The following is a 21,363-nucleotide window of genomic DNA, read 5'->3' as shown; positions in this document are numbered from 1 at the left end:
GCTCAATTCTTCACCACAAGCTTGCGCGGCACATTGGCCAGGCACTCGACGCCGGTCTCGGTGATCAAAATGGATTCGGTGATTTCGAGCCCCATCGTCTCCAGCCACAGGCCGGTCATGAAATGGAAGGTCATGCCGGGCTTCAGCTCGGTGCGGTCGCCGGGGCGCAGGCTCATCGTGCGTTCGCCCCAGTCCGGCGGATAGGAAAGCCCGATCGGATAGCCGGTGCGATTGTCCTTGACGATGCCGTATTTCTTCAGCACGGCGAAGAAGGCATTGGCGATGTCCTCGCAGCTGTTGCCAGGCTTTGCCGCGGCCAACCCCGCTTCCATGCCTTCCAGCGTCGCCTTTTCGGCATCGAGGAATTCCTGCATGGGTTTGCCAAGGAACACCGTCCGGGAAAGAGGACAGTGATAACGGTTGTAGCAGCCGGCGATCTCAAAGAAGGTGCCCTCGCCCGATTTCATCGGCCTGTCGTCCCAGGTCAAATGCGGCGCCGACGCATCGGCGCCCGACGGCAGCAGCGGCACGATCGCCGGATAGTCGCCCCCAATCTTTCCGTCTGGCCCGTCGACGCCGCGGGTGCCGGCATCATAGATCTCGGCGACCAGATCGCATTTGCGCATGCCGACTTCGATCTTGTCGACGATGCGCTGGTGCATCGCTTCGACGATGCGGGCGGCCTTGCGCATATAGTCGATCTCGGCCGGGCTCTTCACCGCGCGCTGCCAATTGACGAGTGCCGTGGCGTCGACGAAGCGGGCATTGGGCAGATGTTTCTGCAGCGAAGCGAAGGCAGCGGCCGAGAACCAGTAATTGTCCATCTCGACACCGATGGCGAGCTTGCCCCAGCCGCGATCGGCCAGCACCTGCGGGAGAAAATCCATCGGGTGGCGTTCGGTCGACTGCACATAGTGGTCGGCATAGCCGACGATGTTGTCGTGCGCGAGATAGGCGGTGCGCTTGGCGCCGTTCGCGTCCTGGCCGCGCCCGTACCACACCGGTTCGCCCGACGGCGGCACGATGACAGCCTGGTGCACATAGAACGACCAGCCATCATAGCCGGTCAGCCAGGCCATATTGGACGGATCGCTGACAACAAGCAGATCGACGCCCTTGGCCTCCATGGCCTTCCGTGTCTTGGCGAGGCGGTCCGCATATTCGCCGCGCGAGAATTTCAAATTAGGCTGCATTGTTCTTGGTCCTCGTTTGTTGGGCCTTGCGGCCAGCATCAGCTTTCGAAAATCGTACCGGTGTTGGCCGCCCGGGCACGGTCGCGGGCGAGCGTGGCGATCGCCGTGTCCTGCACGCCGGTGCCGGTCAGGTCGGCGATGGTGATGTCGCTGGCCGAGCGCCGGCCATGTCTTTCGCCGGCGATGATCTGGCCGAGTTCGGTAATCTCGGCATCGGCCGCCATCACGCCCGTCGCGATGGCATGATGCAGTTCGCCCAGCAGCCGCGTCTGTTTCGCGCTGTCGGCGACGTAGAGATCGGCCATGCGCAGGATCGCCGGCGCGATCTCGTTCTTGTGCTCGGCGTCCGAGCCCATAGCGGTGATGTGCTGGCCAGCGGAGATGAAGCCGGCCTTGATCAGCGGCTCGGTCGACGGCGTCGTGGTGACGATGATGTCGGCGCCGGCCGCCGCCGATGCCGCATCGGGGTCCGCACGCACGACGATGCCCAGCTTTTCGCCCAATGTGTCCGCCGCGGCTTCGGCCTTGGCGGCGTCCCTGGCCCAGATGCGGGCCTCGGCGATCGGCCGCACCAGCATAAGCGCCTCGAGCTGCAGCCCCGCCTGGACGCCGGCGCCGAAGATCGCGGCGATCGAGGAGTCCGATCGCGAAAGGTGTTTAGCCGCGACCGCTCCGGCGGCGGCGGTACGGATGTCGGTCAAATAGCCGTTGTCGAGCAGCAGAGCGTCGACCAGCCCTGTTTTTGACGACAGCAGCACCATCATGCCGTTGACGCTTGGCAGGCCGAGCTTCGGATTGTCGAAGAAGCCGGGACTGATCTTGATCGCAAAACCGTCGATCCCAGGCACATAGGCGGTCTTGACGTCGACCTCGCCGCGATGCTCGGGAATGTCGAGCCGCAGGATCGGCGGCATCGCCACCGGCAAGATAGCGAGCGCTCGGAACGCATTTTCGACGCAGGCGACGGCATCGAGATCGAGCTTCACGATCCCGCGCAGTTCGGCTTCGGTGAGTATCGTCATCCGGCCCATGCGGCGCTCTCCTCAATGGCTTCGCCACAGATGATTTTCCTGTGCAGCGTCATGTCGATGTTGCGGCCCGACAGAATGAGCACTGTGGTGCCGCTCGCCCTGACCTTGCCGGCAAGCACGGCGGCGATGCAAACCGCGCCGGCGCCTTCGACGATCTCGCGCTCCTGTTCATAGGCATGGCGGATGCCGGCGGCGATCTCGTCCTCGCTGAGCAGGATTACGTCGTCGAGCAGGTCGCGGCACATCGAGAAGGTCAGCCGGTTGTCGAGGCCGACGCCGCCGCCGAGCGAATCCGCCAGCGTTGGCAGTTCCTCGACCAAAACTGGATGTCCGGCGTCGAGGCTCGCCTTCATTGCCGCACCCCGCGCCATCGAAACGCCGAGGACCTTCGTGCCGGGGCTGACGCCCTTCACGGCAGCGGCGACACCAGCCGCCAGCCCGCCGCCTGACAGAGGCACCAGCACGAGGGCGGCGTCCGCAACCTGCTCGATGAGCTCCAGCCCAAGCGTGCCTTGCCCGGCGATGATATCAGGATGGTCGAAGGGCGGCAGCATGACCAGTCCCTCTTCCGCGACCAGCCGGTCGACCTCCTGCTGCGCATCGTCCTGGCTGTTGCCGACGATACGGATCTCGGCGCCAAGCCGGCCGATTTCGTCGAGCTTATTCTGCGGCACCAGTCGCGACATGCAGATCGTCGCACGCATGCCTTCGAGCTTTGCCGCATGAGCCAGCGCCCGGCCGTGATTGCCGGTCGAGGCGGCGACCACGCCGCGCGCCTTCTCCTCGGCGTTCAGCGAAGCAATGGCGTTCGAGGCGCCACGCAACTTGAAGCTGCCGGTGGTCTGCCGATGTTCGAGCTTGAGATAAACGGGCGTGCCCAAGTGCCCGGAAAGACTCGGGGAAAGCATAGTCGGCGTGCGCTCGACCTTGCCTGCGACGCGCTCGCGCGCGGCGCGGATGTCGGAGAGGGTGATAGGCGCAAGTGTCATTGGCATCATTGTCCCAACGGCAGCGTCATCAGACGGCCGAATTCGGCGCGCGGCTCGTCGTCGCCGCAAAGCCGCAGGCAGTTCCAGGCCGTTGCCTGGTTGCTGGTCACGACCGGACGGCCGATCGCCTCTTCCATGCCGACCATGGCAAGTGCGGCCCGCAGCGCCGTGCAGGAGACGAACAGCGCGTCCGCCTGCGCATCGGTCGCCTCGCGCGCCAGATCGACCAGCGCCGCCGGCGCAATCCGCGCCATCTCGCGGTCGTCGTCGAAGCCGAGACAGGTGAAGCTGGCGATCTCGAAACCGTGCGCTGCAAAATAGACGGACATCGGCCGGCTGGTCTCGACCGTGTAGGGAGTAAGAATGCTGATCGTCCTGGCGCCCAGCGCCTTCAAGCCACGCACCCCTGCCATCGGCGGTGTGACCACGGGCACGCCGGGCTTGGCCGCCTGCATCGCCGCCTCGATCTCGGCATCGCCGATGACCACGGAGGCCGAGGTGCAGGAATAGCAGATCGCGTCGAGCGGCTCATCGGGCAGGATGAGCGCGGCGCCCGCCGTCAGCGACGGCTGCATCCTGCGCAAATTCTCCGGCGTCGTCGGATTGGCGTAGGGAATGCGCGCGACATAGACGCCGATCCGCTCGCTTGCCACCATGCGGCGAAAATCCGGTTCGGTCGTATGGTCGGTGGCAAGGATGATCAATCCGATGCGCTTTTCCAGCGGACGCGCGTTGAGCGCCGGCCGTGTCGGCGTCAATCTGATTTCGGGCAAGTGTTTCATGAAAGACTATCTCTCGATCTTGCCGTAGCGGCGTTCCAGCCAGCGCAGCAGTACGACCGAGAATAGGCTGATAACGAGGAAGAAGGCGCCGACCAAGGTCATCGGCTCGACATAGCGGTAATAGGTGTTGGCGACGCTCTTGGCCTGGTTCATCAGTTCCAGCACGGTGATCGCCGACAGCAGCGGCGTCTCCTTGAACATCGCGATGAAGTAGTTGGCAAGCGCCGGGATCATCGGCGGAATCGCCTGCGGCATGATGATGTGGGTCCAGGTCTGCCTCGCGTTCAGATTGCAGGCCTTGGCGGCTTCCCACTGGCCGCGCGGCACATTGTCGATGCCGGCGCGATAGACTTCGGCCGTGTAGGTGCCGTAATGCAGGCCGAGGCCGATGACGCCCGCCACCAGCGGCGGCAGCAGGATACCGAAGTCCGGCAGCACGTAGAAGATGAAGTAGAGCTGCACCAGCAGCGGCGTGCCGCGAATGAACTCGGCGAGGAAGCCGACGGTGCGCGACAAGCCCTTGTTCGGTGAGCGCCGCGCCAGGGCGATGGCCAGCCCCACGATCGCGGCCAGGACCGAGCCGAGCAGTGTCGCCAGGATGGTGATCTTCACGCCCTGGATCAGCGTCGGCATGATCTCCCAGACGAAATTCCAATCCCACTCCATTATGAGGCCCGATCCATCAGACGCGCACCCCATCGAGGCCGCGCGCCATGCGGCGTTCCAGCGAACGCACACCCCAGGATATGATCAGCGCAAGGGCGAAATAGATGACGAGAATGGTGGTGAACGGCACCAGCGTATTGCCGGTCTGCGAGCGCACCACCTGCGCCTGGAAGGTCAGGTCGGTGAGCGAGATCAGCGAAACGACGGCGGTGGCCTTGAGCAATTCGATGGCGTTGTTGCCGAAGGTCGGCAGCATGACCAGCAGCGCCTGCGGCAGGATGACATGGCGCATGGCTTGCCAGCGGCCGAGATTGAGCGCGGTGCAGGCCTCGTACTGTTCGCGGCCGATCGACTGGATGGCGCCGCGCACCACCTCCGCCCCATAGGCGCCGACATTGAGGCCAAGCGCCAGCACGCCAGCCTGCAGCGGCGTCAGCGAAATGCCGATGAAGGGCAGCACGAAATAGGCCCAGAACAGCTGCACGAAGATCGAGGTGCCGCGGAAGAATTCGATATAGGCGGTGGCCAGCGCCCGAATCGCGAAAAACCGCGACAGCCGCCCCAGCCCGGCGAGAAAGGCCATGATCAGGGCAAGCACCGACCCCATCAGCGTCAGCTCGATGGTAACAAGCGCTCCCTGCAATATCAGGCCGAAATAGCCGGACCATTGGGTCATGAAGTCAAGAGTTTCCAAAGTTTACAGTTGTGCGAGGCGGTAGTCCTGGCCCCTTCTCTCCGTCCACGGGGAGAAGATGCCGGCAGGCAGATGAGGGGCAGAGCCAATCCGGCAGAACTGGCGCAGCCCCTCATCCGGCCTTGTTTGTGCATGTCGTTATCCCAAAACCGCTGCGCACTTTTGGGCGACATGCATTCGGGCCACCTTCTCCCCGTGAACGGGGAGAAGGAAAAAGGCCCTACTTCGCCGAGCAGAGCTTGTCGCGGCTCGTCGACATCGCTGCTGCTGCCGAGAAGCCGTAGGGCTCGATGATCTTGGCGAATTCGCCGGACTCCTTCAGCTTGGCCAGTTCGACGTCATAGGCGTCGCGCAACGCCTCGTCGCCCTTCTTGAAGGCCGCGCCGTCGCAATAGACCGGTGCGCCGACCACCGGGGCGACGACTTCGAGGTTCGGATCGTTGGCCTTCTTGACCAGATCGTTGATCGACAGCACCGGCAGCGAATAGGCGTCGATGCGGCCGTCCTGCAGCATCTTCAAGCCGCTCTGGCCGTCCGGCACGACGATGACGCGATCACGCGGCACGCCGGCAGTGAGCGCCAGCTTCTCCTCGGTGCCGCCGCCCGGCGCCCCGATCGTCGCGGTGGCATCCTTGGCGACATCCTCATAGCTCTTGAAGCCCTTCGGGTTGCCCTTCTTGACCAGCATCGCCTCGGCGTCGCACAGCACCGGCTCCGAATAAGCGACCGCCGCGCAGCGCTCCGGTTTCATGAACAGGCCGGCGGTGACGACGTCGAAACGGCCCGCCTGCAGGCCGGGGATCATGGCGCCATATTCCGAGATCGAGGCGACGATGTCGTTGACGCCGAGGCGCTTGAAGATTTCACGCGCCACGTCGGGCGCCGCACCCGAAACCTTGCCGTCGGCCGCTACCGCCGTATAGGGCGGTTCATTGGCGATGGCGACGCGGGCGAAGCCCTGTGCCTTGAGCTCTTCGAGCTTGCTGTCGTCGGCCGATCCCGCGGTCGAGGCGGCCAGAATCGCGGTCAGTGCAACACCGGCCACGCCGGCCAGAATGCCAAGTTTCTTCATTGTTCCCAACTCCTTGCTTCTCTTCTTGGTTCGCTTTGGTCGAGACGGCTTCGCCGCCCCTTGAGGACGGCGTTGCCGCCTTGGCATGGCAGTCAGACGCGATGTCCGGCCGCGATGATCTTCTTCAGGAAGCCTTGCGTGCGCTCCTGCTTGGGATTGCGGAAAATCTCGTCGGGCTTGCCTTCTTCGACAATCTTGCCGCGGTCGAAGAACAAAACCCGGTCGGCGAAATCATGGGCAAAACCCATTTCGTGGGTGACGAGCAGCATGGTCATGTCGGTCTCGGAGCAGAGCCGCCACAAAACATTCAGCACCTCCTCGACCAGTTCCGGATCGAGCGCCGATGTCACCTCGTCGAACAGCATGATCCTGGGCTGCAGCGCCAGTGCCCGGGCGATCGCCACACGCTGCTTCTGCCCGCCGGAAAGCTGCGCCGGCATCGCTTTGGCCTTGTCGGCCATGCCGACCATGTCGAGCAGTTCCATCGCCCGTTTTTCGGCGGCGGCGCGCGGCATGCCCTTGGTCAAGATCGGCGCCAGCGTGACGTTGTCGATGACGCTCTTGTGCGGAAACAAGTTGAACAGCTGGAAGACCATGCCGATCTTCTGGCGCATTCTTGCCAGATGCCGTTCGTCGGCGGCCAGCAACTGGCCGTTGCGCTCCATGTGGTAAAGCTGCTCGCCGTCGATCTGGATGTGGCCGCTGTCGATCCGCTCCAGCGTCATCAGGATGCGCAGGATCGTCGTCTTGCCCGAGCCGGACGGGCCGATCAGCGCCAGCTTCTCGCGCGGCATGACCTGCATCGACAGGCCGTCCAGCACCTTGAAGGTGCCGAAGCTTTTCGAAATGCCGTCGATCTTGATGATGGGCGCGGACAATGAATTCCCCGTGCTGGAGAAGCTTGGTGCCTTCAACGATGCGGAACGCGCCAAATCATGTCAATCAGAAAATAATCTCATGACAATGTTTCTGGCTCCGCACAATTTCGCGGCAATGTCTGCCTAGATCGCCAGCAGGAGATGCTCCGGATCGCCGAGCAGAAGTTTGGTCACAACGCTCAGGCCGGCGCGCAGTTCCCCTTCGGTAGTCGAGCCCAGCGAGATCCGAACCGCTGGCTGCCAGGGCGCCGCCGAGATACGGAACGATGTGCCTGGTGCGATCGCCACGCCCTGCAGGCGGGCCTGCGCGACGAAGCTTTCCTCGGCGCGGTCGCCGGGCAGCTGCAGCCACAGATGCAATCCGTCGCGATGGACACGATAGTCGACCCCGGCAAGCGCCTGGGCGGCGATCTCCTGCCGTCGCCGCAGCGCTAAACGTTGCCAGCGGACGAGCTCCATCGCCGTGCCGTCGGCCACCCATTTTGTCGCGATCTCGGCCACCAGCGGCGTCGCCATCCAGTTGGAGACGAGATGGCGGTTGGCGACGGCGGCGGCATAGCGGTCGGGTGCCGCGAGATAGCCGATGCGCAGGCCCGGCACCACGATCTTGGTGAAGGAGGTGACGTAGAGCGTGCGCTCGGGTGCGAAGGCGGCGATCGGCGGCGGACGGCCCTCGACCAGCGGGCCGAGCACGTCGTTCTCGATGATGGCGATGTCATGCCGGCGCGCCACCACAGCGATCTGCTCGCGCCGCGCGACATCCATAAGCGTTGCGGTCGGGTTAATCACCGAGGGCTGCACGAACACGGCGCGGATGTCGGAAAGCCGGCACGCCTCGTCCAGCGCCTCCGGGATCAAGCCGTTGTCGTCGATCGGCAGGCCCTCGAGGTTGAAGCCGAGATAGCGCGCCAGCGGGATCAGCGTGTGGTGGCCGATCGCCTCGGTGGCGACGGTCGAACCGGGCGGCGCCACGCTCATCAGCGCCACCGTCATGCCGGCCGTGGCGCCGTTGGTCAGGCTGACATTCTGCGCGGACACGTCGAGACCGCAGTGCCGCAGCCATTCGACCGCCACCGCGCGGTGGCGTGGGAACACCATGTTCGGTCTGAACGACAGCGCCGAACTCGACGGCAGGTTTTCGGCAAGCCAGCCCAGCGCCTGCTTCAGCCGCTCCAGATGCATCGGCTCGCAGACCGGCTTCAGGATCGAGAGGTCGATGACCTCGCCAAGGCGTTCCGGCAGATAGGGCGGCTCCGGCTCGCGGCGCTGCGTCTGCACGAAGCTGCCGCGGCCGATCTCGCCGGAGACCAGGCCCCGGCGGATCAGTTCCTCATAGGCGCGGCTGACTGTCTGCACCGAAAGCTCCAATTCGTCGGCCAGCCGGCGATGCGTCGGCAGCCGCGCGCCATTGGCCAGCCGCCCATCATGGATGGCGCGCGCGAACTGGTCGGCGAGCGATTGATAGGCCGGCCGCCGGATGAGCGCGGGATCTGGACGCCACAATGTCATGACATATTAGAGATCGAAATCAGTGCAATTGACAATCGAAATAATGCGCCGTCATGGTGTCGGGGACAAAAAAGTGGACGCTCATGGCCGCACCGAAACTCGATCAGATCGACCTGAAAATCCTCGACGCGGTCCAGCGCGACGGGCGCATCACCAAGCTGGCGCTCGCCGAAAAGGTTGGCCTGTCGCCGACGCCGTGCTGGATGCGGCTGCGCAAGCTGGAAAAGGCCGGCATCGTCTCCGGCTATCACGCCAAGGTTGCGATGCGCGCCGTCGCGCCGGTCGCAACAGTCCTGATGGAGGTGACGCTGGCCAGCCACCGCCAGGCCGATTTCGACCGTTTCGAGCGCGTCATCCGCGACGTCCCCGAAATCGTCGCCTGCTGGTCGGTGGGCGGCGGCGTCGACTATCTGCTGAAAGTGATGGCGCGCGACATCGACGCCTACCAACGGTTGGTCGACGCCCTGCTCGAACGCGAGATCGGCATCGACCGCTATTTCACCTACATCGTCACCAAGACGGTGAAGGAGGAGATTGTCTTGTCGGTGGCCGACCTGCTGCCGGCACAGTCGTGAGGTCTGAGCAAATCACAAAGAGCCCCCTCATCCGGCCGCTTCGCGGCCACCTTCTCCCCGGCGGGGAGAAGAGGCTGGCGCCGGCGCTGGCGATCTCCTCTCCCCTCGGGGAGAGGTCGGATTGCCCCGAATTGCCCTTTGCAATTCGGTTGGCAATCCGGGTGAGGGGGCACTTCCCCAATGCGATAGCCCAGCCTAAAGCTGGACAGATTGTCTGTCCGAGCAGATGAATAGAGACGATCTCTCTACGCGCGGGCGCAGAAACAGCCTCTCTGTCTGGGCCGCGCGACTAGTCTTCCCGTTATCCACTCCGAACCGGGAGACCTCGAACATGTCCGCGCATTTTGCCCGCCCACAACGCCACGAAGCGCTTGACCGTCTCGCCGACCGCCGGCTGCTGCGCGAACTCGCCTATGTCGACGGCCACTGGACGGCGAGTGAGGCCGCCGAGAGTTTTGAGGTGACCGACCCTGCTACAGGCGCCACCGTTGCCTGGGTTGCCGCGCTCGATAGCAGGCAGACAACCAAGGCGATCGACGCGGCATCCCGCGCCTTTCCCGCCTGGCGCGCAGCGCTCCCGCAGGAACGCGCAAGAATCCTGCGAAAATGGTTCGACCTGATCATCGCCGCCAAGGATGATCTGGCGCTGCTGATGACGCTCGAACAGGGCAAGCCGCTTAGGGAAGCGCTTGGCGAGATCGACTACGGCGCCTCCTTCGTCGAGTGGTATGCCGAGGAGGCAAAACGCCTCAACGCCGAAAGCGTCACCAGCCATTTGCCGAACGCCGAAATGATGGTGCGGCGCGAACCGCTTGGCGTCGTCGGCGTCGTCACGCCATGGAATTTTCCCGCGGCCATGCTGACCCGCAAGGCCGCGGCCGCCCTTGCCGCCGGCTGCACGATCGTGGCGCATCCTTCCTCGGAAACGCCGCTGTCGGCGCTGGCGCTGGCCGAACTCGGCGAACGCGCCGGCCTGCCGGCTGGCGTCTTCAACGTTCTCACCGGCAAGGCTTCGACCATCGTTGGGCGGATGTGCGAAGACGCTCGCGTCCGGGCCATGAGCTTCACCGGCTCGACCGAGATCGGCAGGCTTATCGCCGCGCAAAGTGCGCCGACGATGAAGCGGCTGGTGATGGAGCTTGGCGGCCATGCGCCGCTGATCGTCTTTGCCGACGCCGATCTCGACAAGGCTGTGACCATCGCCATCGATGCCAAATTCGCCACTTCCGGCCAGGATTGCCTCGCGGCCAACCGCATCTATGTCCAGCGCCCGATTTATGATCGTTTCTGCGCCTCCTTCGCCAGACGCATCGAGACGCTGCGGACAGGCAATGGCCTGGCTGATGACACTGATATTGGGCCGTTGATGCACGAGCGCGGCGTCAAGAAGGTCGAGGAACAGGTCGCCGATGCGCTCGCCCATGGCGCACGCTGCCTCACGGGTGGCAAACGCGATTCTGCAGGACCGCTGTTCTATCGGCCGACCCTGCTCGCCGATGTCACCGACGACGCGCTGATCATGCGCGAGGAAACTTTTGGTCCGGTCGCCGCCGTGACGCCCTTCGACAGCGAAGACGAGGTCATCGCCCGCGCCAACGCCTCCGAATACGGGCTCGTCGCCTATGTCGTCACCGAGAACGGCGGCCGCCAATTGCGCGTGGGCCGTACGCTCGATTACGGTATGGTCGCCATCAACCGCGTCAAGATCACCGGCGCGCCGATCCCGTTCGGCGGCGTCAAACAGTCCGGCATCGGCCGCGAGGGCTCGCGCCACGGGCTCGAAGCCTTTACCGATCTTAGATATCTCTGCCTGGATGTGGCGTAAGGTGTATCGACATTCAGGTGATGCCGGTCTGCAAATGGCGGCGTCCTGCGCTTCCGGTGCTCACGTACGAAAAAGTACGCTCCGCTCCGGTTCTCGGAAGCCACCATTTTCGACTCGGCCTGACCTGAATCTCGACACACCTTAGGCCGCGTCGGGACCATCTTTCTCTAAGGAGTCAAAAAAATGCTCGACCAGTCCAACGAACTCGCCGCCTGGGACCGCGACCACTTCTTCCATCCCTCGACCCATATGGGCACGCATGCACGGGGTGAATCGCCGACCCGCGTCATCGCCGGCGGTGAAGGCGTCACCATCTGGGACAACAACGGGCGCAAGAGCATCGATGCCTTCGCCGGCCTCTATTGCGTCAATGTCGGCTATGGCCGCCAGAAGATATCAGACGCCATCGCCGCGCAAGCCAGGAACCTGGCCTACTACCACGCCTATGTCGGCCACGGCACCGAGGCGTCGATCACGCTTTCCAAGATGATCATCGACCGGGCGCCGCAAGGCATGTCGAGGGTCTATTTCGGCCTCTCCGGCTCCGACGCCAACGAAACCAACATCAAGCTGATCTGGTACTACAACAACGTGCTCGGCCGTCCCGAGAAGAAGAAGATCATCTCGCGCTGGCGCGGCTATCACGGCTCCGGCGTCATGACGGGGTCGCTGACTGGGCTCGACCTGTTCCACAACGCCTTCGACCTGCCGCGCGCGCCGATCCTGCACACCGAGGCGCCCTACTATTTCCGCCGCGCCGACCGCTCGCTGAGCGAGGAACAGTTTTCCCAACACTGCGCCGACAAGCTGGAGGAGATGATCCTGGCCGAGGGCCCGGACACGGTCGCCGCCTTCATCGGTGAGCCGATCCTCGGCACCGGCGGCATCGTGCCGCCGCCTGCTCTCTACTGGGAAAAGATCCAGGCGGTGCTGAAGAAATATGATGTGCTGCTGGTCGCCGACGAAGTCGTTACCGGCTTCGGCCGGCTGGGCACCATGTTCGGCTCCGACCATTACGGCATCAGGCCCGACCTGATCACCATCGCCAAGGGCCTGACCTCGGCCTATGCGCCGCTGTCGGGCGTCATCGTCTCGGACAAGGTCTGGCAGGTGCTGGTGCAGGGTTCCGACAAGCTCGGCAGCATAGGCCATGGCTGGACCTATTCGGCGCATCCGATCTGCGTTGCCGCCGGCGTCGCCAATCTGGAACTGATCGACGAGATGGACCTGGTGACCAACGCCGGCGAGACCGGCGCCTATTTCCGCGCCGAGCTGGCGAAAGCCGTCGGCGGCCACAAGAATGTCGGCGAGGTGCGCGGTGACGGAATGCTGGCGGCTATCGAATTCGTCGCCGACCGGGACGATCGCGTGTTCTTCGATGCCTCGCAAAAAATCGGGCCGCAGGTCGCGACCGCCCTTGCCGAGCGCGGCGTCATCGGCCGCGCCATGCCGCAGGGCGACATTCTCGGCTTTGCGCCGCCGCTGTGCCTCACCCGCGAAGAGGCTGACATCGTCGTCTCCAAGACGGCGGATGCGGTGAAGAGCGTGTTTGCGAACCTCTGAAGAACCGACATGAATGCCATAACCAAACCCCTCCCCGCCACCATGGCCGCCGTGCTTCTGACCGGTCACGGCGGACCGGAAAAGCTTGTCTATCGCACCGACGTGAAAGTGCCCTCGCCCGCCCCGGGCGAGGTGCTGGTCAAGGTCACCGCTTGCGGCATGAACAACACCGATGTCTGGGTGCGACAGGGCGCCTACGGCACGGAGGAAGATGCTGCCGCCGTGTCGACCTGGCGGCGTCAGGGCAACACGCTGACTTTCCCGCGCATCCAGGGCACCGACACCGTCGGCAACATCGTTGCCGTCGGCGATGGTGTTTCTTCGGCCCGCATCGGCGAGCGGGTGATGGTCGATTTTTCCATCTACAACCGCGACGATGATTCACTCGCCGACATCGACTATATGGGCCACGGCCGCGACGGCGGCTATGCCGAGTACCAGGCCGTGCCGGCCGAAAATGCCCATGTCGTCGCTACCGACCTGACTGACGTCGAACTCGCCACTTTCTGCTGCGCTTACCTTACCGGCGAACAGATGCTGGAACGCGCCGCATTGAAGGCCGGCGAGCGCGTGCTGGTCACCGGCGCGTCGGGCGGCGTCGGCTCCGGCATCGTGCAATTGGCGCGGGCGCGCTGCGCCATTCCCTATGCCGTCGTCGGCAAGGGCAAGGAACAGGCGGTGCTCGACATCGGCGCCGAGGCAGTGATCACCCGTGGCGTCGCCGATCTGCCTGCTGCCGTGAACGACGCGACCGACGGCCAGCCGATCGACATGGTTGCCGACCTCGTCGGCGGTGCGATCTTCAATGACCTCTTGCGCATCCTTCGGCCCGAAGGCCGCTACACCACCGCCGGCGCGATTGCCGGCCCGGTCGTGCAGCTCGATCTGCGCACCATGTATCTCAAGCAGTTGCAGCTGCATGGTTCGAGCCAAGGCACGCGGCACGATTTCCGCCGCATCGTCCGCTACATCGAGGACAAGAAAATCCGGCCGCTGGTCGGCGGTGTCTACAGGCTCTCCGATTTCCACCGCGCCCAAGCGGATTTCATCGCCAAGGACTTTGTCGGCAAGCTGGTGGTCGTTCCGGATGCCGTTTCGGATCTCGCAGCAACCCGTTGACAGCCAAGATTATCGCTCTCGCTTAGTTCTGCGATCGACGTCTGACGCCGAACGGTTCGTCCGCTACGGGCAGCCGTCGTCGTGCAGTTGGCAATGGGTAGTGTGGCAGGGATATTACCCCTCGGCCGCGAATACGTAGCTGTTGCCATCCTTGGACAGCGTGCCGACGTTCGGCATCAACCAGTGAGTACCCGAAATGGTGAGCTTGTCGGCGACTGCGCGATCGAAGATCTTCCTTCGCGTTTCGACAGCCATTTGCGGATCCTGGTCGATAGCAAGCTGCCACTCGGGATTTGTTGAAATGTGGGGCGCAAGATTGACCACGTCAGCACTGATCAGGAACTGTTTGCCGCCCGAGGTAAGCAGATGGGCGACCATTCCCGGGCTATGACCGGGCGCCTGAACGGCGTGCACGCCAGGCAGGAGTTCTGGTTCTCCCTCAAAGGTCCTGACGTTTTTCCACGTAGCCACCGTAGCCTGGATGCGCTGGGCGAGGCCCTTGCGCGTCGGTCCGAGATCGATCGAATCGACTCCCGGGCGGCGTCCACCATTTCAATTCCGCGGCGGGCACCACGATGTCGGCATCCGGGAAGACCTGCGCATTGCTCTCATTGTTCATGAGGCCATAAATGTGGTCGCCGTGGAGATGGGAGATCAGGATCGTCTTGACTGCCTTGGGGTCAAGGCCCGCCGCGGCCATGCTCTCGAGTAGCCGGCCATTCCCCTCACCATAAATCGGATGACCGCCTGTACCCGAGTAGATCAGGACCACTTGATCGCGCAGCTTGAGCGCCATGACGATAAACCGCAGGGGCGCCTGATTGTCGGGAAAACCGGCACCACGCAACGCCGCCTTGACCTGTTCGACGCTGACATTCCTGACCATACCCTCCCGCAGCGGAACGTCACGCATGCCATCAATCAGACAGAAGACTTCAATGTCGCCAACCTTGTATTTTCGGAAAGATTGAGCGACGGCCTGTTGAGCGCAGGCCGCGTCGACAAACGTGATCGGCTTGTCGAGTCCAAACGCAGCATGAGCACCGGCTGCGCCAAGTGTCAGGTCGCGACGCGAGATATCGAACATCCTTCCCCGCTGACTGAATGATCGAGCATATCAACGGCGGTCGGCACTGTACAAGGTCGGCTGGGGTCGTGAGCCGCAAGTTAAACTGAGACACCACCCGACCGCGCGAACCTTCGCCCCGAAGGCCGCTACACGGCGGCCGGCGCGATTGCCGGCCCGGTCGTGCAGCTCGATCTGCGCACATGTGTCCCAAGCAGTTGCAGCTGCACGGGTCCAGCCGGGGCACGCGACACGATTTCCCCGTATCGTCCGCTACATCAAGGAGAAGAAGATCCGGCCGCCGGTCGGCGGTGTCTACAAGCTCTCCGATTTCCACCGCGCCCAGGCGGATTTCATCGCCAAGGACTTTTGTCGGCAAGCTGGTAGTCGTTCCGGATGCCGTTTCGGATTTCGCTGCAACCCGTTGACAACCAACACTAACAAGCGCTCGGGCTGTTCGCCGACACGGTAAAATCGAGCGCGACATGGCCTTGCGGCGCGCCGAAGCGAAGGAAGGCTTCCGATAGCGTCGCGAACACCGGTCCGGTGTCGCCTCTCAGCTTGGTGCAGAAATTCTTCGACCTGTCGAAGACGCCCGAAATCTTGAGAAAGTCGATGCAGCCGTAGATCTCGTCCATGTGATGGCCCTCGCCGAGCGGATAGAGCGAGAACTGCGCGGCGACCTCTTGGCCGAGCTTTTTCGCACCGTCGACATGCGACCGCGCCGCGCCGATGCGCTCGGCCAGGGACAGCTCGTGACCGCTGCCGGAAATCGGTGTGCAGATCGAATCGTCGGGCTCGCCCGGGCAGCCGCGCGACACCGTCGCCGACAACACGCAATGCACGCCACTTGCCGCCGCCGATGCGAACAGATCGCGCATGGCCGGGAAAAGCTGGTCGGGCGGGCCAACGATCAGCGTCGAGATGTCGTCGGTATCGATGCGGAAATTCGGCCGATAGGAATCCATCGCCGAAAGTGCTTTGAGGATGACGCCGACGAAATCGTCGCACATCGGATACAGGGAAATCTGTGCACCTGAAAACATCGTCGCCTCGCTCCGCTGGCATTACCCAGATCAGCTTGAGGACCGAAGGCTTGGCACCTTCCATCTCAGCCCCGGCAATACGGAGCGCCCCTGTCGATTGGGTGGACGTAGCACCGGCGCGGTGGATGTTCAAGTACGATCCGGGGGCAATTGCCGATCGTGGCGCCGCCGGCAAAGCTGCCGATTCCCCCTGCGGAAGATTGGATGCCGCAGCAAGGCTCAAAGCGTACCTGGCTTTCAACGCTCAATACGCGGCGGCTTTCACGAGGCGTTTTTCGTGATGGCTTTGTTTATCTGCAAGACCATTCTGATTTGGCTGCACGACTGCAACAAGGATTCCTGATCCTCCCCTGCGGCGTTATAAGTTTTTCGCAGTTTTCTTATAACGCCGATTGCGTCGCTCGAGATCATGCCGTTACGCGCGCGCCAATTGCCGGATCTGCTTGACCGCGGCTTCGAGCGATCTTTCGAACGCGTCGATCATCTCATCGACCTGTGGCTCGGTGATGATCAGCGGCGGGCAGAAAGCCAGCGCGTCGCCCATGTTGCGGGATATCACGCCGTTCTGCTGCATGAAACCGTTGACGAGCCCGCCCAGCGCGCCGGCCGTCTCCCACGGCGTCTTGTTCGCCTTGTCGCCGACCAGTTCGACCGCCGCGATCAGGCCGACTCCGCGCACCTCGCCGACGAGCGGGTGCGATTCGAGCCTGCGCAGCCGCTTCTGCATATGCGCGCCGACCCTGCGCGCATTGCCGACAAGGTCGCGCTCCTCGATCAGCTTCAGGTTCTCGAACGCGACTGCCGCCGCAACGGGATGGCCGCCGCCGGTGAAGCCGTGGCCGAAGGTGCCGATGCGATTGCTTTCGTCGGCAATCGGCTCGAAAACCTTTTCGTTGATCAGCAAGGCCGAGATTGGCAGGTAGGACGAAGAAATCTGCTTCGACAGCACCATGATATCAGGCCTGATGCCGAAGGTCTGCGAGCCGAACATCTCGCCGGTTCGGCCAAAACCGCAGATGACCTCGTCGGCGACGAGCAGGATGTCGTATTTCGACAGGACCGCCTGGATCTTCTCCCAATAGCAGGCCGGCGGCACGATGACGCCGCCGGCGCCCATGATCGGCTCGCCGAAGAAGGCGGCGATGGTTTCCGGGCCCTCGGCCAGGATCAGCTTTTCCAAGTCGTCGGCAAGCCGGCTCGAAAACTGCTCTTCGCTTTCATTTGGCAACCCATCGCGCCAATGGTGCGGCGTCGCCGTATGCAGCACATTGGCAATCGGCAGGTCGAAGGAAGTGTGGTTGTTGGGCAGGCCGGTCAGGCTTGCAGCGGCAATGGTGACGCCGTGATAGCCACGATTGCGGCTGATGATCTTCTTGCGTGCGGGCTGGCCGATCGCATTCGACCGGTACCAGATCATCTTCATGGCCGTATCGTTGGCCTCGGAGCCGGAATTGGTGAAATACGCCTTGCTCATCGGCACTGGCGCCATCTGCACCAGCTTCTCGGCGAGATCGATCAGCGGCGAATGCGATTTGGAGCCGAAGTCGTGATAGTAAGGCAGCTTGGACATCTGGCGCACCGCCGCATCGACCAGCCGCTTTTCCGAAAAGCCGACCGCGACGCTCCAAAGCCCGGCCATCGCCTCGATATAGCGGTTGCCGGCGAGATCCTCGACATAGATGCCGTCGCCCTTCTCGATGACGAGTGGCCCTGCTTCCTCATGCTTGCGGGCATTGGTGTAGCCGTGCAAGTGGTAGCTGATGTCGCGGGCTTCGGGAGAATTCGGTCGAGCGTCCATGATAGCTCCTGTCCTGCATGCCGGGACGTGCGCCCTGCCGCCGTTCGGCGCGCGCATCGGCCTCTGAATTAATGCTGTTTGGTGCATCCGTTTCTTGTAAGGGTGTCAAGCCATTTCGGAAGGGCTGGCGGATGGACGGAAGACATGCAGAATTTCAGGTTCGAGGCTGCGGAACGCGAGAACCTGCGCCAAGCCGGCGGTGCGCGTCGCCAAGACTTGATCCCCGAACGGGTCACCAGCAGGCACAACAACAAGGCTGAGGTGGCCTGATCGTGGACCATGTCGACTGCATCGTCGCCGGCGCCGGCGTCATTGGCCTTGCGATCGCGCGAGAGATGGCGCGGCGTGGCATGGATACCCTGATCCTCGAGGCCGAGAACGCCATCGGCACCGGGACCAGTTCGCGCAATTCCGAGGTCATCCATGCCGGCATCTACTATCCGGCCGAATCCCTGAAGGCCCGGCTCTGCGTGCCAGGCCGGGAAAAGCTCTACCGTTATTGCCAGGAGCGGGCGGTGCCGCATGCGCGCTGCGGCAAGCTCATCGTCGCCACGGATGCCGAACAGGAGCCGGTGCTCGCTTCCATCCTGGCCAACGCCTCTGCTTGCGGCGCGGGCGATTTGACGCCCTTGACCGCAGCAGAGGCGCGCAGGCTGGAGCCCAAGCTGCGGTGCACGGCGGCCCTTTTGTCTCCCGCCACCGGCATCGTCGACAGCCATGCCCTGATGCTTGCGCTGCTGGGCGACGCGGAGGAGCACGGGGCGGCGCTCAGCCTCAACACCCGCGTCGTCTGCGGCCGCATCGAGGGCGGGCGCATCGCGCTCGACACGGCCGACAGCACAAACGGCGAGCGCTTTGAAATCGCCACCACGCGCTTCATCAACGCCGCCGGGCTTGGCGCCACAGCACTTGCCGGCGCGCTTGACGGGCTCGACCGGCAATTCGTGCCAGATCTTCGCTATGCCAAGGGCAATTATTTTTCGGTCGCCGGCCGGGCGCCATTCTCGCGGCTGGTCTATCCCGTGCCCGAACCCGGCGGGCTCGGCGTCCATCTGACGCTCGACCTCGACGGCGTCGCCCGCTTCGGACCTGACGTCGAATGGACGGATCAACTCGACTATCGCGTCGATCCAACGCGTGGCGAGCGCTTCTACGACGAGATCCGCAAATACTGGCCGGACCTGGCCGATGGCAGCCTGCAGCCGGCCTATAGCGGCATCCGGCCGAAGCTCTCCGGTCCCGGCGAAGCCAATGCCGACTTCGTCATCCAGGATGCGGCGGTGCATGGTGTGGAGGGCCTGGTCAATCTGTTCGGCATCGAGAGTCCCGGCCTTACGTCAAGCCTGGCGATCGCCGACCATGTCGCGCAGCGCCTCGCGCCGAAAGTCAGCTAGCCGAGGGCGACCCGCGCGAGCGTGCCCGCTGCCAAAAGCATAATCCAAAATGCCCGTAAGCCATCCGTAAGCCGGGGTCGCGGAACCTTGGTCCGTCGATCACCGGGACCATCGATATGAAGAACCGTTTCGAAGCCATGCCGAACCCAAGCTGCCGGTTCGAGATCTGGGACAATGAGACCGGCGAGCCCGTCGTCCATCACGACCGGCTGCTCACCTTCGCCTCGGCGAAGTCGGCGGCAAGGATCGCCGACTTCCTCAACGACAGCCGCAGCACCGGCGCCGCGCAAGCGCCGCCGAATGGCGCTGTTGCAGACTGTTATACCGGCCGGGGAGGATGATCGCCAAGCTGCGCTACCTCGCGATCGGCCATGGCGGCGCTTCGACAGCTCGTCTTGCAACGAAACTTGACCGAGGATCGAACGCTTTGGTACCGAGCGTCGGAGGAGTCTCGCAATGACCGATGAAACAGGCCGCGAACCGGCGCGTGATCCCCAGGATTTGGAGCGCCTGCTGATCTCCCGGCAGTGGGCCGGAGACATCGACGGCATGGCCGCGCTTTTTGAGCCGCATGCCGTCGTCGACAGCGGTGAAGGCCGACTGACGCGTGGCCGCGAAGCGATCCGGGCACTCTTCGCCGACATCACCGCAACGGGCCGAAAATTTGCTGCCGGAAATCAGTCCCCGGCTGTTATCAGCGGAGACTTGGCACTCACGTCAACCCGTCTTCCCGATGGCACCGTAACCGCCGAGGTCGCCCGCCGCCAAGACGACGGAACTTGGCTATGGGTCATCGATCGATTCTCGGTTGCGTAAAGCATTTTGCAGCCAAGTGAAATCCACTTGGCGTCGCAGAAATGCGGCTAAAACAAATAGATAGAGCGGGATGCTCAGTTCGATTTGAACGCATCCCGCACTAGCTAGCGTCGGCCCAGCGCATGTCTGGAGTTCGAAGTTCCTGCCTTCGATGCCGTCGATGGAGCAGGAACTTCAAACTCAATGATGATGCATCAATGCGCCGTCTGCGAATGGTCGCCGCCCGGCTGCGAAATGCCGCCCAGCGCTTCGCCGGCCCAGGCCGGCTCGCCATTCGTGGCGAGATCGCCGAGCGAGACAATGCCAACCAACCGCCGGTCGCGGCTGATCACCGGCATTCGTCGCAGTTTGAGATCGCGCATATTCTGAAGGACATCACCGACTTCCTGGTCGTCAAAGCAGCACTGTACCTCCGCGCTCATCACGTCCCTGATCTTGGCGTCAGGACCTCTGCCCTCCGCGATGCCGCGAACGGCAATGTCGCGGTCTGTGATCATGCCGACCAGCCGGTCATTCTCACCGACGGGCAGAACACCGGCGTCAAGATCGGCCATGGCTCGTGCGGCATCCCGCAGGGACTGGTCCGGACTGGCGACCTGAACATTCCGTGTCATGCACTCGCTGATTCTCATAGCTTTCTCCTCGAGGTGCAGCGCCCCGCCGATCCTGTGATGAAGGTGTGATCAGGGGACAATGAACGCCTTTAGAAATTGTTCCATTTTTCGACCACGCGCAGCGGGCAGGCGCGACGGGATAGCTCTGCGACGGGCCTTATCCGTGACGGACCGGGAACCATAATCCGGCACGATGGTTGTGTGGTCACCAAGTGATCCTCCCCGAGCAAAACGGAAAACGGAAGGAACGATCATGCGCATATTGACGACAATTGCCGCCCTTTCGGGATTGGCCCTGGCGCAGCCTATCCACGCGCAGTCCACCGGCCCGCAGCTTCCCCAAATCGCGCCCCCGGCCCCGGAAGCCCTGCCCGATCCAAGCTTGCCTAACCAAACGCCTGACCAGGCCCTGCCTGACCAAGCCCTGCCGGATCAAGGTTTCACCGACCAGAATTTTACTGGCATTGCGATTGTCGCCCTCGAGGATTTGCCGCCGGAACTCAAGACACAAGCCGAGGCCGTGATCACCCAGACCAGCGTTGAAGATCTGCTTACCCTGCAGAGCTCGATCGATGCGTCGCCGCAGGCAGCAACGGCGCTGGCGGCGAGCGGACTGGATTCCTCGCAGGTTGTTGCCGCCAACGTCGATGGCGACGGCATGCTGACGCTGATCATCCAGACAACAACATGATCGGCGGGGACCTGATCGGCGGTCCGGGCGTGACGGACCGAA

At 63.4% G+C, this 21,363-nt stretch carries 24 protein-coding genes and 1 pseudogene; 11 read left to right on the top strand and 14 right to left on the bottom strand.

Going from position 1 to position 21,363, the window contains the following annotated elements:
* Window positions 1-2 precede the first annotated feature (2 nt).
* From doeA to ehuR, 9 genes are all read right to left on the bottom strand, one after another.
* A complete protein-coding gene (gene doeA / locus AC0NIE_RS15330; RefSeq protein ID WP_473485600.1) occupies window positions 3-1,193 on the bottom strand; it encodes an ectoine hydrolase DoeA in 1,191 nt (396 codons plus the stop codon).
* 38 nt (window positions 1,194-1,231) lie between these two features.
* Window positions 1,232-2,224 carry an ectoine utilization protein EutC gene (eutC, locus tag AC0NIE_RS15325; protein ID WP_473485599.1) on the bottom strand — a complete coding sequence of 331 codons (993 nt, stop codon included), beginning with the start codon at window positions 2,222-2,224 and terminating at the stop codon, window positions 1,232-1,234.
* On the bottom strand, window positions 2,212-3,219 hold the full coding sequence (eutB, locus tag AC0NIE_RS15320; protein WP_473485622.1) for a hydroxyectoine utilization dehydratase EutB: 1,008 nt from the start codon (window positions 3,217-3,219) through the stop codon (window positions 2,212-2,214). The genes eutC and eutB overlap by 13 nt, the downstream gene beginning before the upstream one ends.
* Window positions 3,219-3,995 carry an ectoine utilization protein EutA gene (gene eutA, locus AC0NIE_RS15315; RefSeq protein ID WP_473485598.1) on the bottom strand — a complete coding sequence of 259 codons (777 nt, stop codon included), beginning with the start codon at window positions 3,993-3,995 and terminating at the stop codon, window positions 3,219-3,221. Before eutA ends, eutB begins: the two co-directional genes overlap by 1 nt.
* A gap of 6 nt (window positions 3,996-4,001) precedes the next feature.
* Entirely contained in the window at window positions 4,002-4,661 is a 660-nt protein-coding gene (gene ehuD, locus AC0NIE_RS15310) for an ectoine/hydroxyectoine ABC transporter permease subunit EhuD (RefSeq protein ID WP_473485597.1), read from the bottom strand.
* A gap of 16 nt (window positions 4,662-4,677) precedes the next feature.
* Window positions 4,678-5,337: an ectoine/hydroxyectoine ABC transporter permease subunit EhuC gene (gene ehuC, locus AC0NIE_RS15305; RefSeq protein WP_473485596.1), complete on the bottom strand. Its 660-nt coding sequence runs from the start codon at window positions 5,335-5,337 to the stop codon at window positions 4,678-4,680.
* Between the two features lie 238 nt (window positions 5,338-5,575).
* Window positions 5,576-6,427 (bottom strand): ectoine/hydroxyectoine ABC transporter substrate-binding protein EhuB, encoded by an 852-nt coding sequence (gene ehuB / locus AC0NIE_RS15300; RefSeq protein WP_023797848.1) that lies wholly within the window; start codon window positions 6,425-6,427, stop codon window positions 5,576-5,578.
* Between the two features lie 92 nt (window positions 6,428-6,519).
* The gene (ehuA, locus tag AC0NIE_RS15295) at window positions 6,520-7,305 is read right to left on the bottom strand and encodes an ectoine/hydroxyectoine ABC transporter ATP-binding protein EhuA (protein ID WP_095489141.1); all 786 of its coding nucleotides are present in this window, start codon (window positions 7,303-7,305) and stop codon (window positions 6,520-6,522) included.
* Between the two features lie 123 nt (window positions 7,306-7,428).
* Entirely contained in the window at window positions 7,429-8,814 is a 1,386-nt protein-coding gene (gene ehuR, locus AC0NIE_RS15290; RefSeq protein ID WP_473485595.1) for a MocR-like ectoine utilization transcription factor EhuR, read from the bottom strand.
* 83 nt (window positions 8,815-8,897) lie between these two features.
* Between ehuR and AC0NIE_RS15285 the strand changes: the two genes are divergently transcribed.
* The 4 genes from AC0NIE_RS15285 to AC0NIE_RS15270 all read left to right on the top strand — a co-directional run bounded on the left by AC0NIE_RS15285 (window position 8,898) and on the right by AC0NIE_RS15270 (window position 13,896).
* Window positions 8,898-9,389: an Lrp/AsnC family transcriptional regulator gene (locus tag AC0NIE_RS15285; protein WP_473485594.1), complete on the top strand. Its 492-nt coding sequence runs from the start codon at window positions 8,898-8,900 to the stop codon at window positions 9,387-9,389.
* A gap of 331 nt (window positions 9,390-9,720) precedes the next feature.
* Window positions 9,721-11,214, top strand: a complete 1,494-nt coding sequence (locus tag AC0NIE_RS15280; RefSeq protein ID WP_473485593.1) for an NAD-dependent succinate-semialdehyde dehydrogenase — start codon at window positions 9,721-9,723, stop codon at window positions 11,212-11,214.
* Between the two features lie 183 nt (window positions 11,215-11,397).
* Window positions 11,398-12,777, top strand: coding sequence for an aminotransferase (locus AC0NIE_RS15275; protein WP_473485592.1), 1,380 nt, complete (start codon window positions 11,398-11,400; stop codon window positions 12,775-12,777).
* Window positions 12,778-12,786: 9 nt separating this feature from the next.
* On the top strand, window positions 12,787-13,896 hold the full coding sequence (locus tag AC0NIE_RS15270; RefSeq protein ID WP_473485591.1) for an alcohol dehydrogenase family protein: 1,110 nt from the start codon (window positions 12,787-12,789) through the stop codon (window positions 13,894-13,896).
* Window positions 13,897-14,010: 114 nt separating this feature from the next.
* Here the strand turns inward: AC0NIE_RS15270 and AC0NIE_RS15265 are convergent, their stop codons facing one another.
* Complete coding sequence (locus tag AC0NIE_RS15265) at window positions 14,011-14,274, bottom strand: hypothetical protein (RefSeq protein ID WP_473485590.1); 264 nt, start codon at window positions 14,272-14,274, stop codon at window positions 14,011-14,013.
* A gap of 61 nt (window positions 14,275-14,335) precedes the next feature.
* Entirely contained in the window at window positions 14,336-14,983 is a 648-nt protein-coding gene (locus AC0NIE_RS15260) for an MBL fold metallo-hydrolase (RefSeq protein WP_473485589.1), read from the bottom strand.
* A 111-nt stretch (window positions 14,984-15,094) separates the two neighbouring features.
* Here AC0NIE_RS15260 and AC0NIE_RS15255 point away from each other — a divergent pair.
* Window positions 15,095-15,390 (top strand): annotated as a pseudogene (locus AC0NIE_RS15255) (zinc-binding dehydrogenase); the annotation flags it as partial.
* 9 nt (window positions 15,391-15,399) lie between these two features.
* Here AC0NIE_RS15255 and AC0NIE_RS15250 read toward each other — a convergent pair.
* Window positions 15,400-16,008 (bottom strand): YkoF family thiamine/hydroxymethylpyrimidine-binding protein, encoded by a 609-nt coding sequence (locus AC0NIE_RS15250; protein WP_473485588.1) that lies wholly within the window; start codon window positions 16,006-16,008, stop codon window positions 15,400-15,402.
* Window positions 16,009-16,212: 204 nt separating this feature from the next.
* Here AC0NIE_RS15250 and AC0NIE_RS15245 point away from each other — a divergent pair, with 204 nt between their 5' ends.
* Window positions 16,213-16,455 (top strand): hypothetical protein, encoded by a 243-nt coding sequence (locus AC0NIE_RS15245; RefSeq protein WP_473485587.1) that lies wholly within the window; start codon window positions 16,213-16,215, stop codon window positions 16,453-16,455.
* On the opposite strand, the gene AC0NIE_RS15240 is transcribed toward AC0NIE_RS15245, so the two are convergent.
* Window positions 16,424-17,806 carry an aspartate aminotransferase family protein gene (locus AC0NIE_RS15240; protein WP_473485586.1) on the bottom strand — a complete coding sequence of 461 codons (1,383 nt, stop codon included), beginning with the start codon at window positions 17,804-17,806 and terminating at the stop codon, window positions 16,424-16,426. The two genes, AC0NIE_RS15245 and AC0NIE_RS15240, sit on opposite strands and share 32 nt — an antisense overlap.
* 144 nt (window positions 17,807-17,950) lie before the next feature.
* On the opposite strand from AC0NIE_RS15240, the gene AC0NIE_RS15235 reads away from it, so the two are divergent.
* The 4 genes from AC0NIE_RS15235 (at window position 17,951) to AC0NIE_RS15220 (ending at window position 20,016) form a co-directional block, all read left to right on the top strand.
* Entirely contained in the window at window positions 17,951-18,076 is a 126-nt protein-coding gene (locus tag AC0NIE_RS15235) for a hypothetical protein (RefSeq protein ID WP_473485585.1), read from the top strand.
* Between the two features lie 2 nt (window positions 18,077-18,078).
* The gene (locus tag AC0NIE_RS15230; protein WP_473485584.1) at window positions 18,079-19,200 is read left to right on the top strand and encodes an NAD(P)/FAD-dependent oxidoreductase; all 1,122 of its coding nucleotides are present in this window, start codon (window positions 18,079-18,081) and stop codon (window positions 19,198-19,200) included.
* Window positions 19,201-19,316: 116 nt separating this feature from the next.
* Window positions 19,317-19,541, top strand: coding sequence for a hypothetical protein (locus tag AC0NIE_RS15225; RefSeq protein WP_473485583.1), 225 nt, complete (start codon window positions 19,317-19,319; stop codon window positions 19,539-19,541).
* Window positions 19,542-19,656: 115 nt separating this feature from the next.
* Window positions 19,657-20,016, top strand: a complete 360-nt coding sequence (locus tag AC0NIE_RS15220; protein WP_473485582.1) for a YybH family protein — start codon at window positions 19,657-19,659, stop codon at window positions 20,014-20,016.
* 194 nt (window positions 20,017-20,210) lie between these two features.
* On the opposite strand, the gene AC0NIE_RS15215 is transcribed toward AC0NIE_RS15220, so the two are convergent.
* Window positions 20,211-20,648 carry a CBS domain-containing protein gene (locus AC0NIE_RS15215; protein ID WP_473485581.1) on the bottom strand — a complete coding sequence of 146 codons (438 nt, stop codon included), beginning with the start codon at window positions 20,646-20,648 and terminating at the stop codon, window positions 20,211-20,213.
* 235 nt (window positions 20,649-20,883) lie between these two features.
* Here AC0NIE_RS15215 and AC0NIE_RS15210 point away from each other — a divergent pair, with 235 nt between their 5' ends.
* Window positions 20,884-21,321, top strand: coding sequence for a hypothetical protein (locus AC0NIE_RS15210; RefSeq protein ID WP_473485580.1), 438 nt, complete (start codon window positions 20,884-20,886; stop codon window positions 21,319-21,321).
* Window positions 21,322-21,363 lie beyond the last annotated feature (42 nt).

This window comes from Mesorhizobium sp. WSM4842, assembly GCF_055901575.1.
The sequence above is the reverse complement of the archived record's forward strand: the minus strand, read 5'-3'. Positions and strand labels throughout refer to the sequence as shown.